Source organism: Enterobacter cloacae complex sp. 370H10, from assembly GCF_050031535.1.
GTDB classification, from domain to species: domain Bacteria; phylum Pseudomonadota; class Gammaproteobacteria; order Enterobacterales; family Enterobacteriaceae; genus Enterobacter; species Enterobacter intestinihominis.
The window spans coordinates 2300967-2313274 of sequence record NZ_JBLGWG010000001.1; the positions used below are offsets into that span (position 1 = coordinate 2300967).

Here is a 12308-nt window from a genome sequence, read left to right on the forward strand (position 1 = left end):
GGCGGAGAAGATTACGTCTGAACATCATTGAGAAAAATGCCATAATGCAGGAAACACCTGTGCAGGAAATGCATTAATGATGGATGCCGGACATATCAGCGTTCGCGCGCTGCTGATCTTCATCGACGTTTATGAAACGCAGAATTTTTCCGTGGTGGCGAGGCGGGAAGGGATTTCTGCGTCGCAGGTTTCCCGCATGATCCACCAGCTTGAGGACGCCCTCGGGCAACAGCTTTTCTACCGCAACACGCGGGCGATTATGCCCACAGAGAGCGGGCATCTTTTTGTGCGCTATGCCCGGGCGATGGCCGGAAATCTGGAGGATGCGCGACGCGAGCTGGATGAACGCGCCCGCGAGCCGTCGGGCACGCTGCGTATCAATGGCCCGGTCTTTTTCGGACAACGGCACATCGCGCCGGGCCTGCCGGGGCTTCTGGCGCGTTATCCTCGTCTCTCCATTGAACTGACCCTCACCGACGATTTTATCGATCCGCACCGCGACGCCGCGGACGTTATCTTCCGCATCGGCGCGCTGACGGACTCCTCGTTTCACGCCCGGGTGTTCGGTCAGCAGTTCTACCATCTGGCGGCCTCGCCGGACTATCTGCAAAAACATGGCGCGCCCGACGGGCCGGACGATCTCAGTCGTCACCACTGTCTGGTTTACCGCGGTTCGTCCGGGCCTAACCGCTGGCTAATCCGGCAGCCGGGCGAGGCGTGGGTTCACTATCCCATCGTACCGCTGATGACTTCCAATAACGCGGAAACGCTCCTGATTGCGGCGCTGGGCGGCATGGGCGTTGTGCTATTCCCGGACTGGATGGTGAGCGAACGGCTCAAAAGCGGTGAGCTGGTGGCACTGCTGCCGGAAATGGAGTGTTCTATTAATACGGAGCCACTGACGATTGCGGCGATTTACCCGAACGCGCGTCATCCGCCCCTGAACGTCAGGGCGGTGATTGACTACTATATTGAGCGGTTCGGTACGCCGCTGTACTGGCAAACCTGAAGGTTAGCGGGCAAGCTCGCCACGGATAATGTCAGCCCCGGCGCTTAATGCCTTCAGCTTACCGTTGGCGACCTGGCGGGAAAGGGGAGCCATGCCGCAGTTGGTGGACGGATAGAGCTTGTCTGCATCCACAAACTGCAACGCCTTGCGTAGCGTATCGGCGACCTCTTCCGGCGTTTCGATGGTCTGGGTGGCAACATCAATTGCCCCGACCATCACTTTTTTACCGCGGATCAGCTCCAGCAGATCCATCGGCACGCGCGAGTTGTGGCACTCCAGCGAGATGATATCGATCTTTGAGGTCTGCAACTTTGGAAACGCCTCTTCATACTGGCGCCACTCGGAGCCGAGCGTTTTTTTCCAGTCCGTATTGGCTTTGATGCCGTACCCGTAGCAGATATGGACTGCGGTTTCGCATTTCAGCCCTTCAATGGCGCGCTCCAGCGCGGCGATGCCCCAGTCATTCACTTCGTCGAAAAAGACGTTAAAAGCAGGTTCGTCGAACTGAATAATGTCAACGCCGGCCGCCTCCAGCTCGCGGGCTTCCTGATTAAGAATTTTTGCGAACTCCCAGGCCAGCTTTTCGCGGCTTTTATAGTGTGCATCGTATAGCGTGTCGATCATGGTCATCGGGCCAGGCAGCGCCCACTTGATCGGCTTGTCCGTCAGCTGGCGAAGGTATTTCGCGTCGTCTACAAACACCGGTTTCTGGCGCGCCACCGCGTCTACCACGGTCGGCACGCTCGCATCGTAACGGTTACGGATGCGCACCGTCTGACGATTTTCAAAATCCACGCCGCTGAGATGTTCAATAAAGGTGGTGACGAAATGCTGGCGGGTTTGTTCCCCGTCGCTGACGATATCAATCCCGGCGCGAATCTGTTCATCCAGAGACAAACGCAGCGCATCCTGTTTCCCTGCCAGTAATTCCTCATCCTGGAGTTTCCACGGCGACCAGAGCGTTTCCGGCTGCGCAAGCCAGGTGGGTTTCGGCAGGCTGCCAGCCGTCGATGTCGGGAGCAATGTTTTCATAAGAAGAACCTTTTATTCGTATTAAATTAAAGCGTGAAGTGATGAGACCACTGCTCAAGAAGGGTTTTATAGGGTTTGATGAACCGCTCTTCGGTATATTTACCCTGTTCAATGGCCAGCCGGCTGCGCTCTTCACGGTCATAGACGATTTTTGTTAATGAGTGATCCTGCTGATTCAGGTCGGGCTGATAGCACTGTCCCGCAGCGGAATTGGCATTGTAAATTTCTGGTCGATAGATCTTCTGGAACGTCTCCATGGTGCTGATGGTGCCGATCAGTTCCAGATTGGTGTAATCACGCAGTAAATCGCCGGTGAAGAAGAAGGCAAATGGCGCGACGCTGTTTTCCGGCATGAAATAGCGAACCTTGAGGCCCATCTTCGCGAAGTACTGTTCCGTTAGCGACTCGCCGTCCGGCTGGTACTCATACCCCAGCACCGGGTGGTGGTTACCGGTACGACGATAGGTGTCTTTGCTGGAGACGCTCAGGCAGATCACCGGAGCTTTTTTAAAGTTCGCCTGATATTCCGCAGAATGAATGAAGCTTTTAAAGATATTGCCGTGCAGCTCGCCAAAATTCTCGGGAAGGGTAAAACGGGGCTGATCTTTATTATGCTCCAGCAGCAGGACGCTGAAATCATAGTCACGAACATAGGATGAGAAGTTATTCCCGACGATGCCTTCGATGCGCTCGTGGGTCTTTTTATCCACGATCGTCGTTTGCAGAATTTCGATGGCCGGGAAAGTAAAATCGCCGCCGATATTCATATCGACTGAAATAATCTCCAGCTCGACGGCATAGCGGTCGGATTTTGGGTTATCCCAGCTCGCCAGCGCGTTAAAGCGGTTGTTGATCATCACCAGCGTATTGCGCAGGTTCTCCTGACGCTTCTCGCCACGCGCCAGGTTGGCGAAGTTGGTGGTGGTGCGCGTGTTTTCTGACGGGTTATAATTTTCATCAAAGCAACTGCGCTTAAGGGTAAATGTGAAAGCCTGACTCATTTGGTTATGCATCCTAAGTTCATGTTGCCTAAACGTTATCAATGCATAATTTATGCCTGAGCCACTGGCGCAGGGGAAGTGACTTAATTTCACTGCGTCATGAGGGTTCTTCATGAACTGCGCGATTCAGGTATAATCCCCCGACATTTCCAACCGGTTTAAACGATCATGACAAAACTCACCCTACAAGAGCAGATGCTGAAAGCGGGCTTAGTCAGCAGTAAAAAGATGGCGAAGGTTCAGCGCACGGCAAAAAAATCCCGCGTCCAGGCTCGCGAGGCGAGAGAGGCTGTTGAAGAGAACAAGAAAGCCCAGCTGGAGCGTGATAAGCAGCTGAGCGAACAGCAAAAACAGGCGGTGCTGGCAAAAGAGTTCAGGGCGCAGGTGAAGCAGCTGATTGAGATGAACCGCATCACCGTGGCGAAGGGCAACATTACCTTTAACTTTACCGATGGCAGCCTGATCAAAAAAATCGACGTCGATAAGCAGACGCAAACCCAGCTGATCAACGGTCGTCTGGCGATTGCCCGACTGGTGATTAACGCGAATGGCGACTGTGATTACGCGATTATCCCGGCGGTAGTGGCGGATAAAATTGCCCAGCGCGATGCGGACAGCATTGTGCTTAACAGCGCGCTGAGTCAGGAAGAGCAGGACGAAGACGATCCGTACGCAGACTTCAAAATCCCTGACGATTTAATGTGGTAAACCTCGTTCAGAATGGCGCGGCGTGACGGGCATTCATGGTCTCGCCGCTCAGCGGATGAATAAAACTCAGAACGCTTGCATGCAGCATCAGCCGGGGCGTTTCTTCCGCCCCCGGCCATTCCAGACCCCCATACAGATCGCACCCCAGAATAGGATGGCCTAACTGCTGGCAGTGAATGCGCAGCTGGTGGGTGCGCCCGGTCTCCGGGGTAAGCTCAACCCGCGTCAACGGCATTGTCGTATCCTGGTAAATACGTTCCATCACCCGATAGCGGGAGCGAGCGGGCTTACCGGTGCGGGCACAGATCGTCATCAGCGGAAACAGCGCCGGATCTTTGGCAATCGGGGCATCCACGGTCCCTTCGTCCTGTTCCACATGTCCGCACAACAGGGCGGTGTAAACCTTGGTCACGGCGCGCTGGCTGAACTGGTGGCAAAGCGCGGCGTTAATCGCTTTGTTACGTGCAATGACCATCAGACCCGAAGTGCCAAAATCAAGACGATGCACCAGCGTGCAGCCGGGAAAGGTTTGCACCAGACGGTGGTGGACGGAATCGCGGTTTTGCGGATTTTTCCCGGACAGGCTGAGCAGACCTGAGGGTTTGTTGATCAGCAGCAGATGCTCGTCCTGCCAGAGGATCTCAATGTCGTCGTGACAGGGTGGTGCAATAAACGTATCGATAATGACAGACATCAGGCCGCCGGGCTGGAGAGTGGGTGCGGATGATAACGAAATACGGGGGAAAGAAAAACCCTCCCACCGGGCGGTGAGAGGGGGAAAATTTAGGCTGCGACCAGGCTGTCGATAGCGGCTTTCGCGTCGGTCTGCGCTTTGGTGGCCACTTCCGGGCCGTAAGCGATACCTTCAGCGAACACGAAGTTCACGTCGGTAATGCCGATGAAGCCCAGGAACAGCGTCATGTACGGTGCGACCAGATCGGTAGGGGTATCTTTGTGAATACCGCCGCGGCTGGTCAGGACGATAGCGCGTTTACCTTTCACCAGACCTTCCGGGCCGTTCTCGGTGTAACGGAAGGTTACGCCAGCGCGCGCCACCAGGTCGAAGTAGTTCTTCAGCTGCGTAGGAATGTTGAAGTTATACATTGGGGCGTTGATCACGATAACGTCGTGGGCCTGCAACTCAGCAATCAGCTCGTCGGAGAGCGCCAGGGCTTCCTGCTGACGTGGGGTGAGAGGCGCATCGCTCGGACGCAGCGCGCCAACCAGCTCGCCGTCCAGCACAGGAATCGGGTTTGCCGCCAGGTCACGCACGGTGATTTCATCCGCGCTGTGCTGTTCACGCCACTGTTCAACGAAATAGTCAGCCAGCTGACCAGACTGTGAATACCCTGCCAGAATACTGGATTTCAACACTAATACTTTGCTCATGGGAATTTCCTGTTTTGTATTTGATTGAGGGGGTTGCCCCGTTGCTTGTTGACACTTTATTCACAATCCTGCCACAGGGATAGCGCAATATATCGAAGCCTATGTTCGAATTTTTTGAATAAGGCGCGAAAAGCACTGATGTGGTACTCTATAGCAATCATTAAAAAGAGATTTTATCCGGCAGTGCACTGCCCGTTAACGCTATGACAGAACAACAGAAATTATCCTTCCCGGTGCTGATGCAACAGCTTGATTCGCTGATGCTGCGCGATAAACAGCGGTTTGCGCGCCGTCTGCACGGCGTTAAGAAGGTTAAAAATCCTGATGCACAACAGGCCATTTACCAGGAGATGGCCAAAGAGATTGAACAGGCGGCTGGGAAAGTTGTGCTGCGTGAAGCCGCACGCCCGGAGATTACCTATCCGGAAAACCTGCCCGTCAGCCAGAAAAAACAGGACATTCTTGAGGCCGTGCGCGACCACCAGGTGGTGATCGTCGCGGGGGAAACCGGTTCAGGTAAAACCACTCAGCTGCCGAAGATCTGCATGGAATTAGGCCGCGGGGTGAAAGGGTTGATCGGTCACACCCAGCCGCGTCGTCTGGCGGCGCGCACCGTGGCGAACCGTATTGCCGACGAGTTGCAAACGGAGCCGGGCGGCTGCATCGGCTACAAGGTGCGATTCAGCGACCACGTCAGCGATAACACCATGGTTAAGCTGATGACCGACGGTATCCTGCTGGCGGAAATCCAGCAGGATCGTCTGCTGATGCAGTACGACACCATCATTATCGATGAAGCGCACGAGCGTAGCCTGAACATTGACTTCCTGCTCGGCTACCTGAAAGAGCTGCTGCCCCGGCGTCCGGATCTGAAAATCATCATCACCTCCGCGACCATCGACCCGGAGCGCTTCTCAAAACATTTCAACAATGCGCCGATCATTGAAGTCTCAGGCCGAACCTACCCGGTTGAAGTGCGCTATCGCCCGATTGTTGAAGAGGCGGACGATACCGAGCGCGACCAGCTTCAGGCCATCTTCGATGCCGTCGACGAGCTGGGCAACGAGAGTTCTGGCGACATTCTGATCTTCATGAGCGGCGAGCGTGAGATCCGCGATACCGCCGATGCGCTCAGCAAGCGCGATCTGCGCCATACCGAGATCCTGCCGCTGTACGCGCGCCTGTCCAACAGCGAGCAGAACCGTGTGTTCCAGCCGCACAGCGGGCGCCGCATCGTGCTGGCGACCAACGTGGCCGAAACCTCGCTGACCGTACCGGGCATTAAATACGTGATCGACCCGGGTACGGCGCGCATCAGCCGCTACAGCTACAGAACCAAAGTTCAGCGTCTGCCGATCGAGCCGGTTTCGCAGGCGTCAGCTAATCAGCGTAAGGGCCGCTGCGGCCGCGTGTCGGAAGGGATCTGTATTCGTCTCTATTCGGAAGACGATTTCCTGTCGCGCCCGGAGTTTACCGATCCGGAGATCCTGCGAACCAACCTGGCATCCGTTATCCTGCAAATGACCGCGCTGGGGCTGGGCGATATCGCCGCCTTCCCGTTTGTGGAAGCGCCGGATAAGCGCAATATTCAGGACGGGGTGCGGCTGCTGGAAGAGCTGGGGGCCATAACTACCGACGAGCAGGCGACGGCCTACAAGCTAACACCGTTGGGCCGCCAGCTTAGCCAACTGCCGGTCGACCCGCGTCTGGCGCGAATGGTGCTGGAGGCGCAAAAACACGGCTGCGTGCGCGAGGCGATGATCATCACCTCGGCGCTCTCCATTCAGGATCCGCGCGAGCGTCCGATGGACAAACAGCAGGCGTCGGATGAAAAACACCGTCGCTTCCACGATAAAGAGTCCGATTTCCTCGCATTCGTCAACCTGTGGAACTACCTCGGCGAGCAACAAAAAGCGCTCTCTTCGAATCAGTTCCGCCGTCAGTGCCGGGTGGATTTCCTCAACTACCTGCGCGTGCGCGAGTGGCAGGATATCTACACCCAACTGCGCCAGGTGGTGAAAGAGCTGGGCATCCCGGTGAACAGTGAACCGGCGGAGTACCGCGAAATTCATATTGCCCTGTTGACCGGCCTGCTGTCCCATATCGGGATGAAGGATGCGGATAAACAGGAATTTACCGGCGCACGCAACGCGCGTTTCTCCATCTTCCCGGGCTCCGGTTTGTTCAAGAAGCCGCCGAAGTGGACCATGGTTGCCGAGCTGGTGGAAACCAGCCGTCTGTGGGGGCGTATCGCCGCGCGTATCGATCCAAAGTGGGTTGAGCCGGTGGCGCAGCACCTGCTGAAACGCTCGTACAGTGAGCCGCACTGGGAGCGCGGGCAGGGCGCGGTGATGGCGACGGAAAAAGTCACCGTTTACGGCCTGCCGGTGGTTGCAGCGCGTAAGGTTAACTACAGCCAGATTGACCCGGCGCTGAGTCGCGAGCTGTTTATCCGCCATGCGCTGGTGGAAGGCGACTGGCAGACGCGCCATGCGTTCTTCCGCGAAAACCTGAAGCTGCGCGCCGAGGTGGAAGAGCTTGAACACAAGTCCCGCCGCCGCGACATTCTGGTGGACGACGAAACGCTGTTTGAGTTTTACGACCAGCGCATCAGCCACGATGTGATCTCGGCGCGCCATTTCGACAGCTGGTGGAAGAAAGCCAGCAAAGAGACCCCGGACCTGCTCAACTTTGAAAAGAGCATGCTGATCAAAGAGGGCGCGGAGTCGGTCAGCAAGCTCGACTACCCGAATTTCTGGCATCAGGGCAACCTGAAGCTGCGTCTGACCTATCAGTTTGAGCCGGGCGCGGATGCCGATGGCGTGACGGTGCACATTCCGCTGCCGCTGTTAAACCAGGTGGATGAGCGCGGGTTTGAGTGGCAAATTCCCGGCCTGCGCCGCGAACTGGTCATTGCATTAATCAAATCCCTGCCTAAACCAGTGCGGCGCAACTTTGTACCGGCGCCGAACTACGCCGAAGCGTTTTTAGGCCGCGTCACGCCGCTGGAACTGCCGCTGCTGGACGCACTGGAGCGTGAGTTCCGACGCATGACCGGGACCACCATTGACCGCGACGACTGGAACTGGGATCAGGTGCCCGATCACCTGAAAATCACATTCCGCGTAGTGGACGATAAAAACAAAAAGCTGCTCGAAGGCCATTCTCTGACGGAGCTGAAAGAAGCGCTGAAAGGTAAAGTCCAGGAGACGCTCTCTGCGGTGGCCGATGACGGTATTGAGCAGAGCGGGCTGCACATCTGGAGCTTTGGTCAGCTTCCGGAAAGCTATGAGCAGAAGCGCGGGAACTACAAGGTGAAAGCCTGGCCCGCGCTGGTAGATGAGCGCGACAGCGTGGCGATTAAGCTCTTTGACAATCCGCAGGAGCAACAGCAGATGATGTGGCGCGGGCTGCGTCGCCTGCTGCTGCTTAACATCCCGTCGCCGATTAAGTATCTGCACGAGAAGCTGCCGAACAAAGCCAAGCTGGGGCTCTACTTTAACCCGTACGGTAAGGTGCTGGATCTGATCGACGACTGCATCTCCTGCGGTGTGGACAAACTGATCCACGAGGCGGGCGGTCCGGTCTGGACGGAAGAGGGCTTTGCTCAGCTTCATGAAAAGGTGCGCGCGGAGCTGAACGACACCGTGGTGGAGATTGCCAAACAGGTCGAGCAGATCCTCACCGCCGTGTTCAATATCAACAAGCGCCTGAAGGGGCGGGTGGATATGACCATGGCCCTGGGTCTGTCGGACGTGAAGGCGCAGATGGCGGGGCTGGTGTATCGCGGCTTTGTCACCGGCAACGGCTTTAAGCGTCTGGGTGATACGCTGCGTTATTTGCAGGCGATTGAGAAGCGTCTGGAGAAAATGGCGGTCGATCCGCATCGCGATCGAGCGCAGATGCTGAAAGTCGAAAACGTGCAGCAGGCGTGGCAGCAGTGGCTCAACAAACTGCCGCCAGCGCGTCGCGATGATGACGATGTGCGGGAGATCCGCTGGATGATCGAGGAGCTGCGCGTCAGCTTCTTCGCCCAGCAGCTCGGTACGCCGTATCCCATTTCGGATAAGCGTATCTTGCAGGCGATGGAGCAGATCTCCGGCTAAAACCATTGCCCGGTGGCGCTACGCTTACCGGGCCTACGGGAGAACATGTAGGCCGGGTAAGGCGTAGCCGCCACCCGGCTTTTTATCGTTCCACCATCGCTAGCGTAAACCCATCCCACCCCTTAACGCCCACCGTTTGCAGCGCGGTGGCGGTTAAGCGTGGGTTATCTCCAGTCATCTCGATAAACTTCCGTACCCCCTGCACGCGTGCATCGTCGCTTTGCCCGTTAACCACCTCGCCGTCGCGCACCACGTTATCGCCGATTATGACCGTGCCGGGACGGGAGTAGTGCAGCGCCCATTCCAGGTAGCCGGGATTGTTTGGCTTATCGGCATCAATAAAGATCAGGTCAAAGGGCGGGACGTCACCGAAATTCTTGAGCGACTTTAGCGCCGGGCCTGTAATCAGTTCGATACGATCGCCGAGTCCCGCAAGATGAATATTCTGTCGTGCAACTGCGGCATGTGTCGGGTCCGCTTCTAGCGTAATCAACTTTCCGTCCGGCGGCAGGGCGCGCGCCATGGGGGTATCGCCAGAGGCGAAATGTAGGCCGGGTAAGGCGTAGCCGCCACCCGGCATGTTTTCACGCACTGACCCAACCGCCGCCCAGCGCTTTATACAAATCAATTTGCGCCAGCAGCAGGTTGTTTTTCACCTGTACCACGCTGGTCTGCACCGAGAACAGCGTGCGCTGTGCATCGAGCACATCCAGATAAGAAGAGTACCCGTTGCGGTAGCGGTTTTGCGCTATCCGCAGCGTCTCCTGCGCGACCGCCTGCTGAGCCAGCAGCTCGGTAAGCTGTTCCTGATAACGGGTGATGGCATCAAGGCTGTCATTCACCTCGGCAAACGCATTACGTACGGTTTTTTCGTAGCTGTACAACGCCTGATTACGCTGAGACTGGGAGATATCCACCTGTGCATTCAGCGCCTGTCGGTTCAGCAGCGGCGCAAGAATACTGCCGCCCACGCTCCAGAGCTGGAGGGGGTTATCCAGCAATCCCGACAGCGTGCGATCCTGCACCGATCCTGTGGCCGTGAGGTTGATCGACGGCAGCAGGCTGGCACGCGATGCCGCCAGCGTCGCGTCCGCCGCAATCAGCTGACGTTCAGCCTGGACGATATCCGGACGCCGGTTCAGTAACGTCGACGGCAACTGGGAGGGCAGTTTCAGCGGCGTCAGGGCATCAAAGCTTTCACCGCGCGCAACGTTACCCGGGTTGCTGCCCAGCAGCAGGCTAAGCGCATTCTCCTGCTGCGCAATCTGGTGCTGAAGCAGTGGAACCTGAGCGCGGGTGGCGCGCAGCTCAGAATCCGATTGCATCAGCTCAAGGCGAGAGCTGTATCCCGTCTCAAACTGTCGTTTAGCAAGGTTGAACGCCTCTTCACGCGATTTCAGCGTGGACTGGGTAACGCGAAGCTGTTCATCCAGCGACAGGAGAGTGACGTACCCGGAGGCCACCGACGATGCGACCGTGAGATCTGCCGCCGCGGCCGCCGCCTTTTGTGCCTCCAGAGACGCTTCGGCGGCACGGGAGGTGCTGCGGTTTACCCCCCAGATATCCACGTCGTAGCTGGCGGTCAGGCTGCCTTTGTACAACGTACCGTATACCGGAAGGCCTGTGGCGGCGGACTGCGAGCGCGCGCGCGTCCCGGTCACGCCCGCGTCAAGCGACGGGAACAGGCTGCCGTCGGCGGCGTATACCCGGGCCTGATACTCATTAATCCGCTCGCGGGCAATCAGCACGTCGCTGTTGTTCTTCAGCGCCTGATCCACATAGTGATTCAGATTGCTGTCGTGGAAATTACGCCACCAGAGCTGCTCTGTCGGGCTGGTTGGCCCCGACGTCGCGCGCCACTGGGCCGGGATATGCAGGGACGATGTGGCGGGCTCAACGTCAACCGACTGGCAACCCGCTAGGATAGCCATCATCAGCAGGCCGGCTATCGGGCGAAGCGTCATTGTTTTGCCTCCCGCGTGTCGATGGTGACCTGCACCGACATGCCAGGGCGCAGCAGCCGGTACGCCTCCGGCTCACCGAGTACCTCAATGCGTACCGGGATGCGCTGGGCGATTTTAACAAAGTTGCCCGTGGCGTTATCCGGGGTGATAGCGCTGAACTCGACGCCTGTGGCCGGGGATATGCTCTCCACGCGGCCCTGATAGGCTTTATCGTTTAACGCATCGACGGTGAATTTCACTGGCTGTCCGACGCGTAAATTCGCCAGCTGCGTCTCTTTGATATTGGCGATCACCCAGTGCTGCGGCGGGACCAGCGTGGTAAGGTGCGTCCCGGCGGTGACGTACGCTCCAAGACGCACCGCAATCTGCCCGAGCTGACCGTCACGCGGCGCGACAATGCGGGTGTTTTGCAGATCGATCTGCGCAAGCTCCAGCGCGGCTTTCGCATTTTCAACGTCCGCTTCCAGCGAAGCGCGATTGACGATAACCGTTTGTAGATCCTGGCGCGACATCTCAAGCGTTGCTTTCGCCTGGTCGATATCGGCGCTCCCCTGGGCGGCACTGGCCAGCGCCGCATCGCGCTCGCGAATGGACAGGGAGCCGTCTGCGGTCAGATCCTTCACGCGTTTCAGATCCGCCTGGGTTTTCAGACTTTGGGCACGGGCGTTTTTCAGTGCCGCTTCGTTTTTGGCGATCACCGCTTCCGCGCTTTTACGCTGTTGCAGGTTGTTGTTCAGCGCAGCAATTTTCATTGCCAGCTGCGCCTCGGCCTGATGGACGCGCTGGCGATAGATCCGGTCATCAATCTGCAACAGCAGGTCGCCTTTTTTAACCTGCACAAAATCCTGAACATGGACCTCAGTAATGTAGCCGTTGACTTGCGGACTGATGAACGTGGTCTGGCCGCGCACGTAGGCGTTATCAGTAAACTGGGTATGACGCGTGAACGGGGGCAACTGCCAGGCATAAAGGATCACCAGCACCCCGACAATGCCGATAGCCGCGGCGGTGAAAATGGAAACGACGCGTACATTTTTGCGGGTGTTGGCCTGCTCTTTGGCGGCATCCTGCTGACTCATAACTTCTCCTGAAAAATAGT

General features: G+C 57.3%; 9 protein-coding genes and 1 pseudogene. 3 read left to right on the forward strand and 7 right to left on the reverse strand.

Annotated features, from left to right (window positions below; translation table 11 throughout):
- The first annotated feature begins 76 nt into the window (after positions 1-76).
- A complete protein-coding gene (locus ACQG2Q_RS11500; protein ID WP_046621637.1) occupies positions 77-1009 on the forward strand; it encodes a LysR family transcriptional regulator in 933 nt (310 codons plus the stop codon).
- 3 nt (positions 1010-1012) lie between these two features.
- Here the strand turns inward: ACQG2Q_RS11500 and ACQG2Q_RS11505 are convergent, their stop codons facing one another.
- A complete protein-coding gene (locus ACQG2Q_RS11505; RefSeq protein WP_023300049.1) occupies positions 1013-2041 on the reverse strand; it encodes a methionine synthase in 1029 nt (342 codons plus the stop codon).
- Between the two features lie 26 nt (positions 2042-2067).
- Positions 2068-3042 carry a DUF1852 domain-containing protein gene (locus ACQG2Q_RS11510; protein WP_048966909.1) on the reverse strand — a complete coding sequence of 325 codons (975 nt, stop codon included), beginning with the start codon at positions 3040-3042 and terminating at the stop codon, positions 2068-2070.
- Between the two features lie 168 nt (positions 3043-3210).
- On the opposite strand from ACQG2Q_RS11510, the gene ACQG2Q_RS11515 reads away from it, so the two are divergent.
- Positions 3211-3750: a DUF2058 domain-containing protein gene (locus tag ACQG2Q_RS11515; RefSeq protein ID WP_022648048.1), complete on the forward strand. Its 540-nt coding sequence runs from the start codon at positions 3211-3213 to the stop codon at positions 3748-3750.
- Between the two features lie 7 nt (positions 3751-3757).
- Here ACQG2Q_RS11515 and ACQG2Q_RS11520 read toward each other — a convergent pair whose 3' ends face one another.
- Both ACQG2Q_RS11520 and azoR read right to left on the reverse strand, forming a co-directional pair.
- Positions 3758-4444: an RluA family pseudouridine synthase gene (locus ACQG2Q_RS11520; RefSeq protein ID WP_023300051.1), complete on the reverse strand. Its 687-nt coding sequence runs from the start codon at positions 4442-4444 to the stop codon at positions 3758-3760.
- An 89-nt stretch (positions 4445-4533) separates the two neighbouring features.
- Positions 4534-5139, reverse strand: a complete 606-nt coding sequence (gene azoR, locus ACQG2Q_RS11525) for an FMN-dependent NADH-azoreductase (RefSeq protein ID WP_022648050.1) — start codon at positions 5137-5139, stop codon at positions 4534-4536.
- A gap of 203 nt (positions 5140-5342) precedes the next feature.
- On the opposite strand from azoR, the gene hrpA reads away from it, so the two are divergent.
- Positions 5343-9245 (forward strand): ATP-dependent RNA helicase HrpA, encoded by a 3903-nt coding sequence (gene hrpA / locus ACQG2Q_RS11530; RefSeq protein ID WP_063849230.1) that lies wholly within the window; start codon positions 5343-5345, stop codon positions 9243-9245.
- A gap of 82 nt (positions 9246-9327) precedes the next feature.
- Here the strand turns inward: hrpA and ACQG2Q_RS11535 are convergent.
- The 3 genes and pseudogenes from ACQG2Q_RS11535 to ACQG2Q_RS11545 all read right to left on the reverse strand — a co-directional run.
- Positions 9328-9768 (reverse strand): annotated as a pseudogene (locus tag ACQG2Q_RS11535) (O-methyltransferase); the annotation flags it as partial.
- Positions 9769-9829: 61 nt separating this feature from the next.
- Positions 9830-11209: an efflux transporter outer membrane subunit gene (locus ACQG2Q_RS11540; RefSeq protein WP_063849229.1), complete on the reverse strand. Its 1380-nt coding sequence runs from the start codon at positions 11207-11209 to the stop codon at positions 9830-9832.
- A complete protein-coding gene (locus tag ACQG2Q_RS11545) occupies positions 11206-12288 on the reverse strand; it encodes an HlyD family secretion protein (protein ID WP_032624299.1) in 1083 nt (360 codons plus the stop codon). The genes ACQG2Q_RS11540 and ACQG2Q_RS11545 overlap by 4 nt, the downstream gene beginning before the upstream one ends.
- Positions 12289-12308: the final 20 nt, after the last annotated feature.